Source organism: Novosphingobium sp. NBM11, assembly GCF_015390225.1.
Lineage (GTDB): Bacteria > Pseudomonadota > Alphaproteobacteria > Sphingomonadales > Sphingomonadaceae > Novosphingobium.
In genome coordinates, this window is the sequence record NZ_VUOG01000001.1 from 3,245,828 (window position 1) to 3,264,195 (window position 18,368).

20 protein-coding genes are annotated in these 18,368 nt (G+C 66.3%); 2 read left to right on the forward strand and 18 right to left on the reverse strand.

Annotation, left to right across the window (positions count from 1 at the left end; genetic code table 11):
• Window positions 1-101: 101 nt before the first annotated feature.
• From fliS to F1640_RS15980, 18 genes are read right to left on the reverse strand one after another with little or no spacing between them, the layout of a single operon-like run.
• Window positions 102-482: a flagellar export chaperone FliS gene (gene fliS, locus F1640_RS15895; RefSeq protein WP_124809271.1), complete on the reverse strand. Its 381-nt coding sequence runs from the start codon at window positions 480-482 to the stop codon at window positions 102-104.
• Window positions 482-1,948 (reverse strand): flagellar filament capping protein FliD, encoded by a 1,467-nt coding sequence (gene fliD / locus F1640_RS15900; RefSeq protein ID WP_194920044.1) that lies wholly within the window; start codon window positions 1,946-1,948, stop codon window positions 482-484. The genes fliS and fliD overlap by 1 nt, the downstream gene beginning before the upstream one ends.
• A gap of 45 nt (window positions 1,949-1,993) precedes the next feature.
• Complete coding sequence (locus F1640_RS15905; protein ID WP_194920046.1) at window positions 1,994-3,133, reverse strand: flagellar biosynthesis protein FlhB; 1,140 nt, start codon at window positions 3,131-3,133, stop codon at window positions 1,994-1,996.
• Between the two features lie 10 nt (window positions 3,134-3,143).
• Window positions 3,144-3,926 carry a flagellar biosynthetic protein FliR gene (gene fliR / locus F1640_RS15910; protein WP_124809268.1) on the reverse strand — a complete coding sequence of 261 codons (783 nt, stop codon included), beginning with the start codon at window positions 3,924-3,926 and terminating at the stop codon, window positions 3,144-3,146.
• Window positions 3,927-3,936: 10 nt separating this feature from the next.
• Window positions 3,937-4,209, reverse strand: coding sequence for a flagellar biosynthetic protein FliQ (locus F1640_RS15915; protein WP_124809267.1), 273 nt, complete (start codon window positions 4,207-4,209; stop codon window positions 3,937-3,939).
• Between the two features lie 13 nt (window positions 4,210-4,222).
• Window positions 4,223-5,095: a flagellar type III secretion system pore protein FliP gene (gene fliP / locus F1640_RS15920; protein ID WP_125954926.1), complete on the reverse strand. Its 873-nt coding sequence runs from the start codon at window positions 5,093-5,095 to the stop codon at window positions 4,223-4,225.
• Between the two features lie 28 nt (window positions 5,096-5,123).
• On the reverse strand, window positions 5,124-5,414 hold the full coding sequence (locus F1640_RS15925; protein WP_124809265.1) for a flagellar biosynthetic protein FliO: 291 nt from the start codon (window positions 5,412-5,414) through the stop codon (window positions 5,124-5,126).
• Entirely contained in the window at window positions 5,414-5,701 is a 288-nt protein-coding gene (gene fliN / locus F1640_RS15930) for a flagellar motor switch protein FliN (RefSeq protein ID WP_124809264.1), read from the reverse strand. Before fliN ends, F1640_RS15925 begins: the two co-directional genes overlap by 1 nt.
• Window positions 5,702-5,737: 36 nt before the next feature.
• Window positions 5,738-6,634, reverse strand: coding sequence for a FliM/FliN family flagellar motor switch protein (locus F1640_RS15935; protein WP_194920049.1), 897 nt, complete (start codon window positions 6,632-6,634; stop codon window positions 5,738-5,740).
• Window positions 6,635-6,641: 7 nt separating this feature from the next.
• On the reverse strand, window positions 6,642-7,235 hold the full coding sequence (locus tag F1640_RS15940; protein WP_124809262.1) for a flagellar basal body-associated FliL family protein: 594 nt from the start codon (window positions 7,233-7,235) through the stop codon (window positions 6,642-6,644).
• A 41-nt stretch (window positions 7,236-7,276) separates the two neighbouring features.
• Window positions 7,277-8,503, reverse strand: coding sequence for a hypothetical protein (locus tag F1640_RS15945; protein ID WP_194920051.1), 1,227 nt, complete (start codon window positions 8,501-8,503; stop codon window positions 7,277-7,279).
• Between the two features lie 29 nt (window positions 8,504-8,532).
• Complete coding sequence (locus F1640_RS15950; RefSeq protein WP_124809260.1) at window positions 8,533-8,964, reverse strand: hypothetical protein; 432 nt, start codon at window positions 8,962-8,964, stop codon at window positions 8,533-8,535.
• Window positions 8,954-10,261 carry a FliI/YscN family ATPase gene (locus F1640_RS15955; RefSeq protein WP_370449684.1) on the reverse strand — a complete coding sequence of 436 codons (1,308 nt, stop codon included), beginning with the start codon at window positions 10,259-10,261 and terminating at the stop codon, window positions 8,954-8,956. Before F1640_RS15955 ends, F1640_RS15950 begins: the two co-directional genes overlap by 11 nt.
• A gap of 56 nt (window positions 10,262-10,317) precedes the next feature.
• Complete coding sequence (locus F1640_RS15960; RefSeq protein ID WP_124809259.1) at window positions 10,318-10,959, reverse strand: FliH/SctL family protein; 642 nt, start codon at window positions 10,957-10,959, stop codon at window positions 10,318-10,320.
• Entirely contained in the window at window positions 10,952-11,962 is a 1,011-nt protein-coding gene (gene fliG, locus F1640_RS15965) for a flagellar motor switch protein FliG (RefSeq protein ID WP_124809258.1), read from the reverse strand. The genes F1640_RS15960 and fliG overlap by 8 nt, the downstream gene beginning before the upstream one ends.
• Window positions 11,959-13,698 (reverse strand): flagellar basal-body MS-ring/collar protein FliF, encoded by a 1,740-nt coding sequence (gene fliF / locus F1640_RS15970; RefSeq protein ID WP_194920053.1) that lies wholly within the window; start codon window positions 13,696-13,698, stop codon window positions 11,959-11,961. The genes fliG and fliF overlap by 4 nt, the downstream gene beginning before the upstream one ends.
• Before the next feature lie 3 nt (window positions 13,699-13,701).
• Window positions 13,702-14,079 carry a flagellar hook-basal body complex protein FliE gene (gene fliE / locus F1640_RS15975; RefSeq protein WP_124809256.1) on the reverse strand — a complete coding sequence of 126 codons (378 nt, stop codon included), beginning with the start codon at window positions 14,077-14,079 and terminating at the stop codon, window positions 13,702-13,704.
• Window positions 14,076-15,284 carry a sigma-54-dependent Fis family transcriptional regulator gene (locus F1640_RS15980; RefSeq protein ID WP_223806612.1) on the reverse strand — a complete coding sequence of 403 codons (1,209 nt, stop codon included), beginning with the start codon at window positions 15,282-15,284 and terminating at the stop codon, window positions 14,076-14,078. The genes fliE and F1640_RS15980 overlap by 4 nt, the downstream gene beginning before the upstream one ends.
• A gap of 361 nt (window positions 15,285-15,645) precedes the next feature.
• Here F1640_RS15980 and F1640_RS15985 point away from each other — a divergent pair, with 361 nt between their 5' ends.
• Entirely contained in the window at window positions 15,646-16,473 is an 828-nt protein-coding gene (locus tag F1640_RS15985) for a flagellin (protein WP_194920054.1), read from the forward strand.
• Window positions 16,474-16,609: 136 nt separating this feature from the next.
• On the forward strand, window positions 16,610-18,364 hold the full coding sequence (locus tag F1640_RS15990) for a chloride channel protein (protein ID WP_309229280.1): 1,755 nt from the start codon (window positions 16,610-16,612) through the stop codon (window positions 18,362-18,364).
• The last annotated feature ends 4 nt before the right edge of the window (window positions 18,365-18,368 follow it).

An 18,368-nucleotide genomic window follows, 5' to 3' on the forward strand; every position in this document is an offset into this window, starting at 1 on the left:
TGACCGGCGGACAGACGTGTCCGCGACCGGTCCGGATCGATCAATCCGTCCGCAATCCATGTTAAGAGCCTGATCGCAAGCGCGACGAACGGCGGCGGCGTTCAGCCGCGCGCCGCTTGCAGCATGGCCTGACGGATCTCGAGGAAGTCCGCGCGGATTGTGGTCAGCCGTTCCGCGTCGAAGTTCACGGCGGAATCAAGCACCGAGCGGCGCGCGGCCTGGTAGAGCTGGATGAGCGCGGGGCCGGTAGGGTTGGCGGTATCCACCCCCATTTCCAGCGCCAGCAGCGAGGAAACGGCGCGCGTGAGCGCCGCGCTCTTCGCGGCATTGTCGCCGCGCCCCGCCGCATAGATCGCGCGCGATAGCGAGCCGGTGAACTGTTCCAGGCACAGGTCCACCAGTTGTCGCGGATCGGCGCCGAACACGCGGGCGTCGAAATCGACCCGGCGATAGGCTTCGCTGGGATCCCGGAGATACCGCATCAGCCACTGGAGCTCTTGGAGTTCCAGGCCGAGATCTGCGCCTGCAGGAAGGACAGCGTCGATTTCGACGCGCTAAGCCGCGTGTCGAGCGAGGCGAAGCGGCTGACCATCTGCTGGCGCAGCGTTTCCTGTTGGGCGGCAAGATCGCTCTTGTCGCTCGCGGCCTTGGTCTGCGCCGCCGTCAGGCGGTTGACGGTCCCGGTCAGCGAACTGGGGTCCACTGCCGAGGTGAGGTTGCGCGAGATCTTGTCGAACGAGGCGTAGACGCCATACAGGCCGTTGGTGAACATGGCCGCGGATTCGGAAGGGTAGTTCGCCAGCGTGGCGGACAGGCGGTTCGAATCCAGCGTGAACGTGCCGTCGCGCTGGATCACCAGCCCGAGATCGGACAGCGTCTTCGGCGCGCCGGCGGCGGCGTTGGGCATGATCACCGTGCTGCCAAGCGTCGTCAGCGTGTTCTGCAGCGATCGCGCGCCGGGATCGTTGTTCAACGCACCCGAGTTGGGATCCGTGTCGTTCTTCAGTTCGCCCGCGACCGAGTTCAGCGCGTCGACGAGATCGGACATGGCCGTCGAAATGGCGCTGGTGGGGTCGGAAAAGCCGATGGTCGTGGGCGAGCCGGCATTGGTGCCGGTCAGCTTGAGCGTCAGGCCCGGCGCGGCGTCGGTGATCGTGTTGGACGTGCTCGTGCGCTGCACGCCGTCCAGCTTGAACACCGCGTCGGTCGCCGTCGTGGTCAGGCGCGAAAGATCGCCGGAAGGGGACCAGGCGAGATTCGACAGGCCTGGATCGGAGGCGTTTTCAGATGCTTCGAGGACGAAGCCGTTGGCCGCGCCATCCTTGCCCTTGAGCACGAGTTGCGCGCCGTTGGAGCCGTTCGCGACATAGGCGGTGACGCCCGCGCCCGAAGCGTTGATCGCCGTTGCCACATCCGACAGCGTGGCGCCGGTCGGCACGGTGATGTTTACGGCGCTGTGGCTCGTATCCTCGGTGAAGGAGGAGCCGGACACGGTGCCGAACTTCAGCGTCAGCGTGCCCGAACCGACGGTCGAGGTCGACGCGGCATAGACCGGCGAGCTGAGCGTCTGGCTCTTGGCGACCGAAGTCACTTCCAGCGAGTAGGTGCCGCTGCCCGAAAGGGTTCCCTTGGTGACGGAGGCCACGCTCGCATTGGTGATGGTCGGCGTCACGGCAAGGTCGCCCGTGCGCACGCGCGTGCCGAGCGAGGTGGCCAGCGAGGAGATCATGCTTTTCAGCGTGGACGCGGCCGAGATCTGCGTCGTCAGCTTGTCGTACTTGGTGCTGAGCTGGTCGATCCGGCTCGCGTACTGGGCCGACGAAAGCTGCTCCGCCAGCGACGCCATGTTGATGCCGCTGCCACCGCCGAGGGCCGACAGCAATGTCGACGTGACCGACGAGGATGATGTCGACGAGGTCGTGCTCGAAGTGGATGAGGTCGTAGCCATGACGAAAAGAACGGTCCCTGGGCCGGTGAGTTAAGGGGTGGCGGATCAATGCATTGTCTGGCGTTCCGGGCGGCCGTCCGCATCGAAGCGCACCTCGATCGGCACCTCCACTTGCGGGGTGGGCGGGGTTTCGCCACGCTTCAGCGAGAGGACGAACGCCAGAACCGAAGCGACCGCGACGTACAGCTCTTCGCGGATCACCTGGTTTTCGCGCGTGGTGAAGTACACGGCACGGGCGAGCGCGGGGTATTCCAGCGTCGGCACGTTCAGTTCCGCGGCCAGTTCGCGCATCGCCAGCGCCTTTTCGCCACGGCCCTTGGCCAGCACGATCGGCGCGGAGGCCTTGTCCGGATCGTAGGCCAGCGCGACCGAGAAGTGGGTCGGGTTGGTGATCACGAACTGAGCCTCGCGCATCGCCTTCTGCACGCCGCCCATGGCAAGCTGGCGCTGCTTGTTGCGGATCGCGCCCTTCTTTTCGGGCGAACCTTCGGCTTCCTTGCTTTCGTCACGCATGTCCTGGTGGCTCATGCGCAGCCGCATGAAGCGGCGTGCCCACTGGACCGGGAAGTCGATCATCGCGATCACGACCAGCCCGCCGGCGAGCATGAACAGCAGCGAGAGCAGCGAATCCCAGGCATAGGCAAGCTGCATCCGCACTTCGCCTCCGCCCAGGCCAACCAGCCCGGAAATCCGCCCGCGCATCCACAAGTAGGCGATGCTGCCGAGCAGAACGATCTTGGCCAGGCCCTTGCCCAGTTCGATCCAGCCCTGCAGGCCGAGCATCCGCTTCAGGCCCGAAAGCGGGTTGATCCGCGATGCCTTGGGGGCAAGGTTGCTGCCCACCCAGCGCCCGTCGCTGAGGCCGATCTGCGATCCGAGCGATGCGGCCATGATCAGGCCGCCCAGGACCAGCACCGGCGGCAGCAGCGCGACGATGGCCGGCACGATCATCTGATCGGGCGAGAAATCTTCCAGCGTGCCGCGATCCCAGCTGAAGCCGGCGCGGGCGGTGGCGCCCAGTTCGGTCAGCACCCAGGGGCCGGCGAACTTCAGCCAGGCGGCGCCCACGAGCACGGCGATCGCCGTAGTGACTTCGCGGGAGCGCAATACGTCGCCGCGTTTGGCGGCGTCCCGTTTGCGCTTCTCACTTGGGGCGAATGTCTTTTCGCCATTTTCCTCGGCCACCGCGGCGCTCCTACTTGGCGATCATGGCGCCGGCCTGCGTGACGGCGGCGGCGGAAAGGTCTTCCAGCCGGTCGGTCAGCAGCGGCATCGCGGCGATCAGGGCGACCAGCCCGGCCAGGATGCCGGCCGGCAAGCCCAGCGAGAACAGGTTGAGGCTGGGGGCAGAGCGGCTGATCACGCCGGTCATCACCTGCACCAGCAGCAGCAGCAGCGTGACCGGCAGGGCGATCGAAAGCGCGGTGGCGAACATCACCGAACCGAAGCCCATGATGATTTCGAACCGGCCGGGCGCGAACCAGGCGCTGCCGGGCGGGAATGCGCGGTAGCTTTCCACGATCAGCGCGATCCAGTTGAGATGCGCGCCAAGGCCCAGGAACAGCACGGTCAGCACCACAGCGAAATACTGGCCGAGCGCGGGCGAATGCGCGCCGCTGGAAGGGTCGGCGGCGGTGGCGATGCTCATGCCCATGCTGGCGCCGATCACTTCGGCGGCGATCGTGGGCGCGGCGAAGGAAAGCTGGAGCACGAAGCCGAGCGACAGGCCGATCATGATCTCGTTGAGCGTGGCCATCAGCCCGGCCAGCGACAGCAGGGCGGGGGGCGGGGCGACGGGCGACCAGGCGCAGATCATGATGGCCAGCGACGCCGAAAGCACGACGCGCAGCTGATAGGGGACGGCCATCGCGCCGAACAGCGGAGCGGCGAGCATGGCTGCGCCGATCCGTGTCATCACGAACAGCATCCGCCAGAACTCGTGTTCCAGTCCGCCGAAGCCGAAGTTGAGCTGGATCATCGGGTGGCGCTCAGTTCCCGGTGGCCGCGATCTGGGCGAAGATGTCCTTCATGAAATCGCCGATCAGGCCCATCATCGCGCCGCCCAGCAGCACGAGAACCAGGGCGATGATCGCCAGCTTGGGCACGAAGGTCAGCGTCTGTTCGTTCACCGAGGTCGCCGCCTGGATGACGCCGACGACAAGACCGACGGCCAGCGAGGCGAGCAGGACCGGGGCGGCGACCAGCGCGGTCACCCACAGCATCCGGTCGGCAAGGGCAAGGAGGGCGGAAGTATCGTCCATGGCGCGTCTTCTCCTAGCCGAAGCTTGCCGCAAGGCTGCCCATCAACAGTGCCCACCCGTCCACAAGAACGAACAGCAACAGCTTGAATGGCAAGGATATCACCGTGGGCGACATCATCATCATACCCAGGCTCATCAGCACCGACGAAACCACCAGGTCGATCACCAGGAAGGGCAGGAACAGCATGAAGCCGATCTGGAAGGCGGTCTTCAACTCGCTGGTCACGAAGGCCGGCAGCAGGATCGAGAAGGGCACGTCGGCGGCGTTGGTGAACTTGGGCGCGTGGGCCATGTCGGCGAACATCGACAGATCGTGCTCACGCGTCTGCCGGATCATGAAGGCGTGGAATTCCTTGCCGCTCGCGCTGATCGCCTGCTCGGCGTTGATCGTGCCGGCGGCATAGGGCTGGATCGCGTTGGCGTTCACTTTGTCCAGCGTCGGCGCCATGACGAACAGCGACAGGAACAGCGAAAGGCCGATCAGCACCTGGTTCGGCGGCGACTGCTGAAGCCCCAGCGCCTGCCGCAGGATCGCCAGCACCACGAGAATGCGGGTGAAGCTGGTCATCATCAGAACCAGCGAAGGCAGGATCGTGAGCAGCCCCATGATGAGCAGGAGCTGCAGCGACAGCGAAAGGCTGCCACCCTGCTGGTTGCCGGCCATCTGACCGAAGGCGCGGTCGAGCGCGCCCGAAACGGCCGAAGGCGACGGGGTCGCGGCGGCCGGAGCCGAAGCGGGCGCGGCCTGCGCGGCGATGGTGGAAGCAGGGGCGGCGGAAGCGGGCGCCACGGCTTGCGCATGGGCGGCCGGCACGCTGCCGAAAATCAGGGAAATGGCCAGGAACGCGCTGAACAGGGCGGATGCCATGGGGCCTAAGATACGCATGCGAAGAAGATCCTGCGGGTAGGCGGCGTCAGGCCGTGGTGTCGATCAGCGGCTCGTGCGAGGCGCTGCGCGCCGGCGCTTCCGCCAGGGCAACAAGCCCGTTCTTCGAGGCCGAGACGAGGATTTCGCGACCGTGGAATTCCAGCACGGCAAGCCGCAGGGTGGGCGAGAGCATCTGCGTTTCGATGATCTTCACCGAACGCGTGCCCTGTCCCTGCCCGAACTTGCCTTCCATCCGCTTGGCGAACTTCAGGCTGGCCCAGGCCAGGCCGCCGATCAGCGGCAGCAGGATCAGCAGCTTGAGAATATACCAGAACATCAGGCGGCCTCGCCCTTTCCGGTGAAGGCGACAGGCGTTGCGTCGCCTGCCAGCTCGACGATGCGAAGGCCGAAGCGATCGCCCTGCGCCACGACTTCGCCGCGCGCGATGAGCTTGCCGTTGACCATGACGTCGAGCAGTTCGTCGGTCTGGCGGTCAAGCATGATGACGCTTTCCTCGCTCAGGCCGAGAACGTCCTTCAACTTCATTTCGGTGCGACCGAGTTCCACGGTCAGGCGGACGTCCACGTCCTTCAGAAGATCAAAGCTGCGGGGAATAAAGCTCATGGGGTGCCTCGTTCGAATGCGTGTGGTCTGGCAAAATCAGGAAGGATTGGTGATCTGGATGGCGACCCGGTCATCGACCGAGCCAAGCGTTCCGTGCGCGATCGTTCGTTTGCCGACACGGACCGGAATGTTGCGGGCGATCGGCAAGGACAGGATTTGTCCCACTTCCAGCGATGATATCGTGGAAAGCGGCAGTGCCACATCGACCAGCAGCGCGCTGACCGGCAGCGGCATGTCCGCGAACGGTTGCGACAACGGATCGGCCGGGCCAACGCGGGTGCGCGCGATCGGCGGCTTCTCGCCATGCCCGAACAGGTGCGCCAGCGTGGTCAGCGGGAAAGCGATCCGCATGGTCCACGGTGCAAGGCCTTCCTCCGTCACGGACACGGTCAGCACGGCCAGTTGCGTCGCCGCCGGGAAGGGGTGGAGCTGACGCAGGCTGCTGTCGCGGCGGATCGGCTGGACGGCGTCCGCCGAATTCGATCCCAGCGCGGCGGCCAGCCCGATGCCGATCTGGCGTTCCAGCCGGTCGATCATCAGTTCCGCCGACAGGGGGAATTCGCGGGGAAGCACCTCCGGCACCTGGCCGCGGCCGCCAAACGCGCGGTCCACCAGGCTGAGCACCGCTTCCGCCTCGATCGTGCAGAGCAGCGGAGCAGCCTGGGAACCGGCTGCCATCAGGCTGTTCGCCGCCAGCGATTCAACCGTGGTGACGAATTCCTTGAAGTTGCAGCTCGTCGGTTCGGCAACCGCCACCTGCGGTCCCTCGTTGCTCAGCAGCGGTGCAAGCGCGACGCGGAGCGAGCGGGCGAACCGTTCCGTGGCGCGGGAAAGCGCCGGGATCAGTTCCGCCGGTCCGGGACCGGGGCGCAGCAACGCTTCGCTGTGCTGGGCCAGCGGGCGTTCGGCAATAAAGGCGCGTTCTGGCTTCATGGTTGCCTTACTGGACGATGAAAGTCTTGAAATAGACCGCGTCGACTCCGCCGAAACCTTCGGCCGAAGTCAGCACCTTGTTGATCGTGGCGGTCAGCCGCTTCTGCAGGCGATCCTTGCCTTCGGCAGTGTGGATGTCTGCTTCGGGCGTGTCGGCCAGATCGGCGAGGATCGCGGATCGGAGCGCCAGTTCATGCTTCTTGAGCCACAGCATCACGCGATAGTCGCGGCGCGTGGAAGCAGCGATGCTGGTCTGCACAAGCGCGTCGGAATCCCTGAGGTTCGACGTGAAATCCTCGGCGAAGCTGAAGTAAAGCGTGCGGTATTCGCTGCCGCCGTCACCCTCGGCGCCTTCGGCCGCCGCGCCCTCACCTTCGCCTTCCTTGGCCACGGGCGCGAAGGGATCCTTGGCGCCCTTGCGGATCAGCTTGGGCGTGTTGTCTTCCTTCTTGGCTTCGTGCGAGCCGCCGATGATCCCGGCCGCGACAAGACCGTAAGCCCCGCCGCCGCCGACGGCGATCAGGCCAACGGCCATGCCGATCTTCATCATCATGCCACCGCCCTTCTTCGGCTTGGCTTCCTTGTCCTTCTTATCGCTCATGCGAGGTCCTTCGATCGGTATTCGTGGAATGGTGGGGCGCGTCAGGCGTAGATGCCGTCAGCGTTGGGATCGGTTGTGGTTTCCTGACCGCCGACGCGCGGCGCGGCGGTCCGGGGAAGCGTATCGGCGATCGGCGCACGACCCTGGCGGCCCTGCGCGTTCGCGCCGTCGGCCGAGGTCTGCGTCTGGCCGCCGGCGTGGCGCTGCTGCGCTTCCGATCGCGGCGCGTTGGCGTCGGCGTTGGTGGAGCCGGCTTCTGCGCGGCTGGCGGCGGCCACGGCAGGGGCAAAGGCCGGGTCGGCGCTGCTCATCGCAACGGAGAGGCCATTGTGTTCCTGGCGGAACTGCAGCGAAACCTTGCCGAATTCGGCGTGGGCGAGCGAGACGCCGACCGTGCCAATGCCGGCTTCTTCCTTCGCGCGGGCGATCGTTTCCACCAGCGTGGCGAAGTTGACGGGCTGTGCCGCCGAAGCGCCGTTGGCTGGCGCGGCGCCCTGGGGCTGCGCGGCGTTGACCGGCGCGCTCTGAACGGCGGCAAGCGAGTAGCCGTCGGTCGGCAGGGCATCGCTCTCTACCTTGGTGGCGGAGACGGCGGCGGCAAGCGTGGCGGACTGTGCCTTGTGGGAGGTTTCGGAAGGCGCCATCGCCTGCGCCAGCATGTCCGCCGTCTGCGGCGCTGCGGCGTGGGCTGCGGCCTGAGCCTTGTCGCCGGTGGTCGCCGCCGGTGCCGCGCCTTGCGGTTCGAGCGTGAGCTTGGCGGTCGCGACGTCTTCGGGAATGCCCAGGGCACCGGCGATCTGCGCGCCAGCGGCCTTGGCCGTTTGCGCGATGGCGACGGGCAGGGCGGGAGCGGTTGCGGCCGCGCTTCCGTCAGCGGTGGCTTCGGAAGCGCCAGTGGCGTTTCCGTTCGCCTGCGTTTGCCGCAGAAGGCTGGCGATCAGCGAGGGATCGATGCTTGTCGCTGCCTTGGCCTCGGCATCCTTGCGATCCTCGTCCTTTTCGGATGCGTCATCGTCATCGTTGCCGGATGCCTTGCCGGCAACCGGCAAGGTTTTGCCGCTTGCCGGCAAATCGTCTGCCGGCTTTGCCGTATCGCGTGCGGTGGACACGGTACGATCATCGTTCGCATTGCGAGCGGCGGACGCCCGGCGTTGATCCAGAACGGCCTGAAATGCCGGACTGCCTGCATTCTCGTCGATCGCGGACAGTGCGGCATCGCTGCCTGCACGCGCGGTCGTCGCAGAATTGAAGGCGGCAATTTCGAACATCGCGGACTCCCTGGTGGTTCCGCGATCTTCTATTCAAGGTTCGTGCCAAATGCCTTTTTTGCCGTCAATGCCACGGTGTTGGCCGCCGTTTTGCGGGCAATGAGCTGGGATTGGGCCTCGACCCTGTCCTCCACCGCCGCCCGCCTGCGTTCGGCTTCAGCGGCTTCGCGCGCCTTGGCATCGGCGATGGCGCGCGCCCGTTCCATGTCGGCGCGGGTTCCATTGGTAACCTCATCCAGCCCGCGCACGAACTGGTGCAGGTGCTGGAGCGCGGCCGCGTCCTGGGCGTCGCTGCGCGCGGCATAGTCGAGCGACATGCGCGCGGTGCGTTCGGCCAGCCCCTGCAACTGGGCAAGGGTGCCCTCCGCGAGCCCGGCTTCGACCAGCGCATTCCGTCGCGCGATGTCGCGGATGCGTTCCAGGCGTTGCAGGCGCGCAAGTTTGGCGCGTTCAGCCTTCATGGTCCAGCAGCTTGGTCAACGCGGCGACGCTCGCATCGAGCGGGACGATTTCGGGCGCGGGCTGGCACAGGAACTGCGTCAGCTCGTCATGCATGGCGATGGCGCGATCCAGTTGCGGGTCCGCGCCCGATCGATAGGCTCCCATCAGCACAAGATCGCGATTGGCTTCGTAACTGGCGATCAGCGCTCGGAAATCGCGCGCCAGCTTCTGGTGCTGCGGCGCGGTGATGTCGTTCATCACGCGGCTGAGCGAGGCGGCGATGTCGATCGCCGGATATTGCCCGCGCTGCGCGAGATCGCGCGAGAGCACGACGTGGCCATCGAGAATCGAGCGGGCGGTATCGACCACCGGATCGTCCTGGTTGTCGCCGTCCGCCAGCACCGTGTAGAGTCCGGTGATCGAACCGCCACTGGCGGCAGAGTTGCCGGCGCGTTCGACCAGCTTGGTGATCGTCGCCAGCGCGGACGGCGGATAGCCGCGCGCCGCGCCGGGTTCACCCAGCAGCAGCGCGATCTCGCGCCCGGCATGGGCCACGCGAGTCAGGCTGTCCATGATGAGCAGGACGCGCTTGCCCTGCGCGCGGAAGTATTCGGCCAGGCTGGTGGCGAGCAACGCCCCGCGAATGCGCAGGTTCGGCGCGTGATCCGCCGGAACGGCCACCACGACGCTGCGCGACCGCTTTTCGCCATTCATGTGGCGTTCGACGAAATCGGATACTTCGCGCGCGCGCTCGCCGATCAGGCCGACGATGACGATTTCCGCTTCGGCCCCGTGCGCGACCATGTCGAGCAGGACCGATTTGCCGACGCCGGAACCGGCCATGATGCCGATGCGCTGGCCGACGCCGAACGTGGTGATGGCATTGAGCGCCCGAACGCCGGTATCGAAGGTCTGGCGGACCGGGCTGCGATCCAGCGCGCCGGCGCGGACGCCGCCCGAAGGCCATTCCTTCTGCGCAACGATCGGGGCGCCGCCATCGATCGGCTTGCCTTCGCCATCGACCGCGCGCCCCAGGAAGGCTTCGCCCACCGGCAACATGCCGGGGCGGCCTTCGGGCCGCACGCGCGCGCCGGGGCGCAGCAGTACGGGATCGCCGAGCAGCATCATCAGGGTATTGCCGTTGCGAAAGCCGATGACCTCGGCCGCCAGCGAACCGCGTCCGTGCATGATCCGGCACTGCGTGCCGATCGGCACGGACAATCCGGTCACTTCCAGCATGCCGCCATCACAGGCGGTCAGCAGGCCATAGCGCGCAGGCGCCAGGTCCGGATCCGCCGCGGCGAAGCGGTGGAGCATCGCCAGGGCGGGGTTCATGCGGGAAGGAGGGATGGCGTCCGGCGCGAGCGCGGGATTCAACATGCGCGAAGCGCCTCCTGCAATGCGATGCGCCATTGTTCCGGCCCATCCTCGACGCCGCCTTGCGCGCCTTCCACGCGGATGGAGCCGCGTTCGAGGGCGGGATCGGGTTCGAAGTGCCAGTCTTCGGGCAGGTTATGGGCAACCAGCGCGAGATCCTCGGGATGCAGCCTGATCACGCGTGCGTCCTGCGCGCGCGCGAGCATTCCGGCGGCGATCCGGACCCGTTCGGTCAGCCGATCGGGCGCGATGGCGGCTTCGTCCAGCACGGACTGGCACAAGGCCAGAACCGTTTCTCGCAGCCGTTCATGCAGCAACGCAAGCTGATCGCCATCCATCCGCGTCATCGCCATTTCGATCCGGTGGCGCGTTGCGTCGGCGATCGCGGCTTCGGCTTCGGCGGCGCTGCGTCCCTCGGCGTGGCCCTTGGCATAGCCATCCGCGAAAGCGCGGGTGACCGGATTTTCCGGTTCCGGTTCGGGGACGTGTTCGACAACGGGGGCAGGCGGCGTGTGGGCGCGACGCGCCAGCGGCGATACTTCCATGCGGCCGCCGCCAACGAAGCGCTTGTCCGGGGCAAAGCCTACGCGCCGTTCCGTCAATGCGGAAAGCGCAACCGCGCGGGTCGGCTCAGACATAATCGTCGTCGCTCGCGCCGAACACGATCACGCCTTCGGCAGCCAGCCGGCGCGCGGCCGTGACCATGGCCTTCTGCGCCTCGATCACTTCGGCCATCTTCATGCGGCCCCGCTCGTTGATCTCGTCGCGCACGCCATCGGCGGCGCGCGAGGACATGGCATCGAAAAACACCTCGCGTTGCGTGTCCGGAATGCCCTTCAGCGCGGCGATCAGCGTGTCGCTGTCCACTTCGCGCAGCAGGGAACCCATCGACTTGCTGTCGAGCACGAACAGGTGCTCGAACTTGAACATCTCGTTCTCGATCTGCTTGGCGAGCTGTTTGTCGATCTTGTTGATCTCGGGCATCACCCGCTTTTCGACCGCGCGTGCGGCGGCGTTGATGATGTCGGCCGCTTCGCGCGGCCCGCCCATCGTCATCACCGACTGGCCATGGCATTCGCCGATCCGGCGATTCAGCATCTGTTCGAGCATTGCGATGGCATCCGGCGAAACCGGCCCCAGCGTGGCGATGCGGTGCACGACCTGCGGCTGGATGTTGTCCGGCAGCGCGTGCAGCACGGCGGCGGCCACTTCCGGGTCAAGCTGCACCAGCAGCACCGCGATCGCCTGCGGATGTTCGTCGCGGATCAGCGGGGTCAGCACCTGGGGCGTCAGCCAGCGCGCAAGTTCCAGCGGCGAGGTGCGCGGCAGGTCGGCCGGCGTGATGCGCTGCATCAGGCTTTCCGCCTTGATCTCGCCCACGGCGCGGGTCATCAGCGAACGGACCTGGCCGATGCGGTCGTGCGCGGTCAGGCCAAGGCGTTCGGTGCGTTCGACGAAGCCGGTGATCGCCTGCGCGATCGCCATCGGGCCGATCTCGCCCAGCGCGCACATCTTCTCGCCCAGCGTCCGCAGCTCTTCGGGTTCCAGCTGGCCAAGGATTTCCGCGGCCTGCTCGTCCTCAAGCAGCATGACCATCACCGCGGCGCGTTCGGCGCCGCTGATGGGAGACAGGTCGCTCATACCGCTTCCTCCGTGTTTTCCTTCAGCATCTGGCGCAGGGCGGCAACGGCGCTGTCAGGCTTTTCCTTCACCAGCCGCTGGGCGATGCCAACCTGGCGGCTCAGCAGTTCGGTATCGACGACGCCCGTGGAGGCGTCCTGCGCCGGGCGCAGATCGGCCTTGGCGACCAGCGGCTTGGGGGCGGAAACGGCGCCTTCGCCATCCTCCGCTGTCTCTTCATCGTCGTTTTCAGCCTTGCTGCGCTTCGATGCGGCCGGATCGCGCTTCAGCGCCTTGATCAGCGGGCGCACGCCCAGCAGCAGCACCAGCAGCACCGCGAGCAGTGCAACGGCATTGCGCAGGATCGTGGCGAACCACGGCGTCTCGTAGAACTTGGGCGCTTCGACAACCGCCGGCTTGAAGCTGCGGATGGCAACGGCGACCTGGTCGCCCCGCGTCGGGTCCGCGCCCACGGCGGCGCTGACGAGCTGCTTGATCTGTTCGATATCGGCGGGCTTGGCCTTGGCCATCGCCTCCTGGCTCACGGCCACGGCAACCGACAGGCGCTTGATCTTGCCCGGCGCCACGTTGGACACGGCCACTTCGCGGCCCAGTTCATAGGTCCGCGTGGACGAGCTTTCGCCATTGGAGGGCGGTGTGGCGGGCGTTCCGGGCGTGCCCGGATTTCCCGGCGCCTGGCCATTGGCGGCCTGCGCCCCCTGAGCCGGCGTGCCTTGCGGCGCACCCGGCTGGGCGGTGGTCGCCGGTGGTGGCGTGTTCGACAGTACGCCCGGTACGCCGATTGCGCCGGCCGCGCCGGCCGACTGGGAAGCGGACTGCGATTCCGTGCGGACCGCGCCCTGCTTGTCATAGCTTTCGCGGGCCGAGGTCACCTGGTCCATGTCGAGATCGACCTGGATCTCGCTCGAAAAGTTGCCGTCGCCCAGCATCGGGGTCAGCAACTGGGAAACCTGCTGGCGGAGCTTGTCCTCCATGCGGCCCTGGATTTCGATGCGGTCGCTATCACCCGCCTTGGCGGCGGACAGCAGGCGGCCATGCTGGTCGATCACCTTGACGGAATCGACCGACAGGCCGGGCACCGACCCTGCCATCAGATTGACGATCGCGGAAACCTGGCTGTCGGAAAGCTGGCGGCCACGGGCAAGCTTGACCATGACCGATGCCGAAGGCGCCACGTTGTCGCGCACGAACACCGACTTTTCCGGTTCGGCAAGATGGACCCGCACGGCTTCCACGCCGTCGATTTCCATCATCGTCAGTTCCAGCTCGCGCTCGCGCGCGGCCTGAAGGCGCTGGCCTTCCAGCGTCCGGCTGGCGCCCATCGGCAGCTTGTCGATCATCTGCTGCCCGGTTTCGGGCGCGGCGATCGCCCCGTCCGAGGCAGCGACCATGCGGGCCTTGTAAAGATCGCTTTCCGGCACGGTGATCGCGCCGGTCGAATTGTCGATCGTGTAGGGGATCGACGCCTTGTCGAGCGCGGCGACCACTTGCGCGCGTTCGTTGTCGGAAAGCTGCGAATAGAGCATCCGCTGCGGGGCAGGGGCCATGGTCATCCACAGCACGCCGGCAAGCCCGGCTGCCGACATGCCGGCAAACCAGGGCAGGGCGCGGCGAACCGACGTCTGGCCCATGAAGGCGCGCAGCCGTGCCGAAGCGCCGCCGAGCGCGGGATCGGTCAGCGGCGTCAGCACCGAAGGAGTACTGCCGCCAGCGACAGCGGGAACAAGGTCACTCATTTATCAGACCCCCATCCGCATGATGTCCTGGTACGCGGACAGCAGGCGGTTGCGAACTTGGAGCGTGGCTTCGAAGGCGACGCCGGCTTCTTGCCGGGCGAGCATGACCTTCGCGACATCGGTCACTTCGCCACGTTCGTAGGCTTCGCTGACCGCTTCCGCCTTGTTCTGCGTGGCGCTGACGCTGTCGAGCGCGGACTTGAGTGCTTCGGTGAAACCGCCGGCCGGACCACTGCTCTGGGTCTCGGCCGCGCCCGACGCGGCTGCATCGGGCTTGTGGATTTGCTGAAGCAGGTTGGAACGATCAATGATCTGCTGACGCAGCGCGATGATCTGCTGCACCCCGGCGGCACTTCCGCCGATTCCGTTGATACCACTCATCGACGACCTCCAGCGACTGCGATGCCGGCTTCACGGAAGCTGGCAAGGCGATAGCGTAGCGTGCGTTCCGAAATGCCGAGCTGGCGTGCCGCGGCCACGCGGCTGCCGCCGCAGGCCTCGAGCGTGGCCAGGATTGCCCGCGCTTCGGAAATCTGAACGATGTTGGAAAGCTTGGCTCCGGACGCGCCCATGTCGTCCGCGACGATTTCGGCGGGCGCGGCCGGTACTGCCGGGTTGATCGGCGTCACCGTGCCCGGCATCGGTGCGGCCTGCGCGCCGTTGCGATCAGTGACCAGGCGGGCAGGGCGATCGAACACGATGTGCTGCGGCAGGATTTCCGGAGCATCGCCTGCAAGAAGCAGCGCGCGGCGCACCACGTTTTCCAGTTCGCGGACGTTGCCCGGCCAGGTGTGCTGGGCCAGCAGCGTGATCGCGGCATCGGAAATCCACGGCGTGTTCATGCCGCGCGGAACGTGGCGCAGCATCATCGCGAAGGCGAGCGGCGCGATATCTTCCGGGCGCTCGCACAGCGCGCCCAGCGAGAGCGGGAAAACGTTGAGGCGGTAGTAAAGGTCCGCGCGGAAGCGGCCTTCCTCGACCTCCAGCGGCAGATCCCGGTTAGCGCAGGCGATCACGCGCACGTCAACCTTGACCGGCTGCGTCGCACCCAGCGGCAGGACTTCGCCTTCCTGCAGGGCGCGCAGCAGCTTTGCCTGGAGCGAAATCGGCATCTCCGCGATTTCGTCGAGCAGCAGCGTGCCACCGTCGGCGGCGCGGAAGAAACCTTCGCTGGCCGCGTTGGCGCCGGTGAAGGCGCCCTTCTGGTGACCGAACAGCAGCGCTTCCAGCATCGTTTCCGGCATCGCGGCGCAGTTGATGGCGATGAACGGCTTGTCGGCGCGGCGCGAACGATCGTGGATGAAGCGGCTCAACACTTCCTTGCCGGTTCCGGTCGGGCCGTTGATGAGCACGGGAATGTCGCTCGCGGCGATGCGTTCGGCCAGGGCGAGGACGGAGAGGCTTTCTGGATCGGCGGCTACGGGCGTGCCGGCGGGGGCGGCACAGGCAAGCAGCGCGGCGAGCGCGCCTTCCGAAGCTCCATCGACATAGCGCAGCGTGAACTGGCGGCCTCCCGGCGCGCGGATCAGTTCGTTGTGCGGTGCGCGTTCAAGGGCGATCGCGATCTTTCTGGGATCATGCTGCACGCATTCTTCCGATGCGTACACATACGTACCAGCGCTGCTGCCGAAGCTCCCGACAATAGCATCCGCCCGCTGAACCAGTGGCGCGTTAACGCTTCCGGCTTGTTCAGAGACGTTCAATCCGTCCGTATGTTGATCCATGTTAATGGCCCCCGTCTTAACCATATCTGGTGACGGTTTGCCTCTAAATCCTAAATGAACCATTAACCTCAGTGTTCGTACTTAGGCGTTGAGCGTAGTTTTTTGCACGCCGCGCATTTTTTCCCCTTAAAAACCCGATCCCCATGCCGGTCTTTGCCTCGACAGCCGCGTTATCCCCGTGACTCGGCGGTCCTCTCGGGAACGATCCTCACTGGAGACTGACATGACCGTTATCAACACCAACATCAGCGCACTGCGCGCGGCGAATGCTTCGAACTCGGCCAGCCAGATGCTGGGCACTGCCATGCAGCGCCTGTCCACCGGCACCCGCATCAACAGCGCGAAGGACGACGCCGCCGGCCTCGCCATCGCCACCTCGATGACCTCGCAGATCACTGGCATGAACCAGGGCATCCGCAACGCCAACGACGGCATCTCGCTGGCGCAGACGGCTGAAGGCGCGCTGGGCGAAGTCACCAACATGCTGCAGCGTATCCGCGAACTGGCCACCCAGTCGGCTTCGGGCACCTATCAGGACAGCACCGACCGCACCTACATGCAGACGGAAGTCGACCAGCTGACCTCGCAGATCGATCAGGTCATCACCAACACCAAGTTCAACGGTGTTGCTCTGTTCGACGGTTCGACCGCGACGGTGACGATCCAGGCCGGCGCGAACGCCAGCGACACGGTTGACCTCTCGATGACCGACCTTACCACGCTGGCTGCCAGCGGCGGCGGGACCGGTTCCTACGACGTTTCGACGGCGACGGCTGCCAATGGCCTGCTGACCTCGCTGAACACGGAACTGGAAGATATCTCGAAGGCCCGTTCGACGCTGGGTGCCGGTCAGAACCGCCTCCAGTCGGCGGTCAACAATCTGACCAGCAACGTCACGAACCTGTCGGATGCCCGCTCGCGCATTCAGGACACCGACTACTCGGCGGAAACGACGGCGCTCGCCAAGGCCCAGATCCTGAGCCAGGCTTCGACGGCGATGATCGCCCAGGCCAACCAGAGCCAGCAGAACGTTCTCTCGCTGCTCCGCTAAGCCTGACGCAACCTGACACCTGCCTCCACCAGGTGGCGGCCCGGCGATCGCGAGATCGCCGGGCCTTCGGTGTTTTCAGCGCGGACATGCGTCTTGCCTTCTTGACTCCGCGCGCGCGAGGCGATTGGCCGGAGCCGTGGCTTCGTCTGGCAAATATCTCGTGCGGTCCGCCGCCATCCGGTTCCGCCGCCGCCTGCGCGAAAGCGAGGCGGCCTTTATCGTGCTCGCGCTGCTGGCCGGGCTTGCGGCCGGTATCCTCACCAATGCGCAGCAGTTCCTGGCGCACGGCATCCAGCACTTCTTCTATGGCGTCACGATCAACCGCCTGAGCGCGCTGGGATCGATCCATCACCCCTGGCGCCTGCTGGCGCTGCCGATCGGCGGGTTGTTGCTGGTGTTCCTGGCGCGATGGCTCCATCGCCGCCGCCGGACGCTGATCGACGTGGTCGAGGCGAATGCGCTGCACGGCGGGCGGTTGCCACTGCCCGACAGCCTGATCATCGCCGGGCAGACCATCGTATCGAATGGCGCGGGCGCTTCGGTCGGGCTCGAAGCCGCCTATGCCCAGATGGGTGGCGGCATCGCCTCCGCGCTGGGGCAGTGGTTCAAGCTGCGCCGCGCGGATCTGCGCACGCTGACCGGGGCAGGGGCCGGCGCGGCCGTCGGCGCGGCTTTCGGCGCGCCATTGGCCGGCGCGTTCTATGCCTTCGAGATCGTGATCGGAACCTACACCCCGGCCGCGATCGCACCGGTGGTCACGGCCGCGTTGTCGGCCGTCTTCGTCACGCGCCTGCTTGGCGTGGAGCCTTATCTGATCGCGACGACGGCGGACCGGGTGCTGCACACGCCCGATTACCTTGTCTATGCGGCGCTCGGGCTGGTCTGCGCCTCCATGGGCATCGTGGTCATGCGCCTGGTCACGGCGATGGAGCTGGTGGTGCAAGCCTGGACGCGCATCGGCGTGTGGCGGCCGGTGATCGGCGGCTTCCTGCTCATGCCGATCGCCTGGCTCTCGCCGCAGGCGCTGTCGGCCGGACATGGCGCGCTGCACCTCAACCTTCTGCTGCATCCGCCGATCATGTTTCTGCTGACCGTGCTGGCCCTGAAGATCGCGGCGTCCGTGATCTCGCTCAGCTTCGGTTTCCGCGGGGGGCTTTTCTTCGCCTCGCTGTTCCTCGGTTCACTGGTCGGGCAGATTTTTGCCGGTGTGGGCAACATGCTGTTTCCGGGCTTGGCGATCGATTCCAACGATGCGGCACTGGTGGGCATGGCCGCATTCAGCGTGTCCGTGGTGGGTGGTCCGATGACGCTGGCCATGCTGATGCTGGAAACCACGCACGATTTCGCGCTGATGGGCGTGGTGCTGACCGCATCGCTTATTTCCAGCGCCGTCACGCGCGAAGCCTTCGGCTATTCCTTTTCCACCTGGCGCCTTCACGTGCGCGGATCGATCGTGCGAAGTCCGCGCGACATCAGCTGGGTCGTGGACCTTCACGCCGGCCGCATCATGCGCAAGGACTGGGTCAGCATCGCGGACGACAGCACCATTGCCGCGTTTCGCGCGGCGATTCCGTTGGGGTCGGCCAGCAAGGCCGTGCTTGTCGATCGCGGAGGGCGTTATCGCGGGATCGTTCCCACGGCGCTGGTCTATCGGTCTGATCTCGACCTGGATGGCCTGGTCAGTTCAGTAGCCACGCTGGTCGACACCACGCTGCATCCCGAGACGGGCATTCAGGAGATGCTGGCCCTGTTCGATCGGCTGGCCGTGGATGAAATGGTGGTGGTCGATGCCGCCCAGCACGTCGTCGGCGTGGTTACCGAGCGCCATGCCCGCCGGCGCTATTTCGAGAAACTCGAAAGCGCGCAGCGGGACATTTTCGGCGAAACCTGAAGGA

What these genes read in the sequence shown, in the direction of transcription:
- F1640_RS15925 (WP_124809265.1), bottom strand. Translation starts at nt 5,414, where the DNA reads ATGTTCTGGTATATTCTCAAGCTGCTGATCCTGCTGCCGCTGATCGGC.
- F1640_RS15955 (WP_370449684.1), bottom strand. Translation starts at nt 10,261, where the DNA reads ATGCTCCACCGCTTCGCCGCGGCGGATCCGGACCTGGCGCCTGCGCGC.
- fliD (WP_194920044.1), bottom strand. Translation starts at nt 1,948, where the DNA reads ATGGCTACGACCTCATCCACTTCGAGCACGACCTCGTCGACATCATCC.
- F1640_RS15940 (WP_124809262.1), bottom strand. Translation starts at nt 7,235, where the DNA reads ATGAGCGATAAGAAGGACAAGGAAGCCAAGCCGAAGAAGGGCGGTGGC.
- fliS (WP_124809271.1), bottom strand. Translation starts at nt 482, where the DNA reads ATGCGGTATCTCCGGGATCCCAGCGAAGCCTATCGCCGGGTCGATTTC.
- F1640_RS15915 (WP_124809267.1), bottom strand. Translation starts at nt 4,209, where the DNA reads ATGGACGATACTTCCGCCCTCCTTGCCCTTGCCGACCGGATGCTGTGG.
- F1640_RS15950 (WP_124809260.1), bottom strand. Translation starts at nt 8,964, where the DNA reads ATGAAGGCTGAACGCGCCAAACTTGCGCGCCTGCAACGCCTGGAACGC.
- F1640_RS15960 (WP_124809259.1), bottom strand. Translation starts at nt 10,959, where the DNA reads ATGTCTGAGCCGACCCGCGCGGTTGCGCTTTCCGCATTGACGGAACGG.
- fliN (WP_124809264.1), bottom strand. Translation starts at nt 5,701, where the DNA reads ATGAGCTTTATTCCCCGCAGCTTTGATCTTCTGAAGGACGTGGACGTC.
- fliF (WP_194920053.1), bottom strand. Translation starts at nt 13,698, where the DNA reads ATGAGTGACCTTGTTCCCGCTGTCGCTGGCGGCAGTACTCCTTCGGTG.
- F1640_RS15985 (WP_194920054.1), top strand. Translation starts at nt 15,646, where the DNA reads ATGACCGTTATCAACACCAACATCAGCGCACTGCGCGCGGCGAATGCT.
- fliP (WP_125954926.1), bottom strand. Translation starts at nt 5,095, where the DNA reads ATGCGTATCTTAGGCCCCATGGCATCCGCCCTGTTCAGCGCGTTCCTG.
- fliG (WP_124809258.1), bottom strand. Translation starts at nt 11,962, where the DNA reads ATGAGCGACCTGTCTCCCATCAGCGGCGCCGAACGCGCCGCGGTGATG.
- F1640_RS15935 (WP_194920049.1), bottom strand. Translation starts at nt 6,634, where the DNA reads ATGAAGCCAGAACGCGCCTTTATTGCCGAACGCCCGCTGGCCCAGCAC.
- F1640_RS15945 (WP_194920051.1), bottom strand. Translation starts at nt 8,503, where the DNA reads ATGTTCGAAATTGCCGCCTTCAATTCTGCGACGACCGCGCGTGCAGGC.
- fliE (WP_124809256.1), bottom strand. Translation starts at nt 14,079, where the DNA reads ATGAGTGGTATCAACGGAATCGGCGGAAGTGCCGCCGGGGTGCAGCAG.
- fliR (WP_124809268.1), bottom strand. Translation starts at nt 3,926, where the DNA reads ATGATCCAGCTCAACTTCGGCTTCGGCGGACTGGAACACGAGTTCTGG.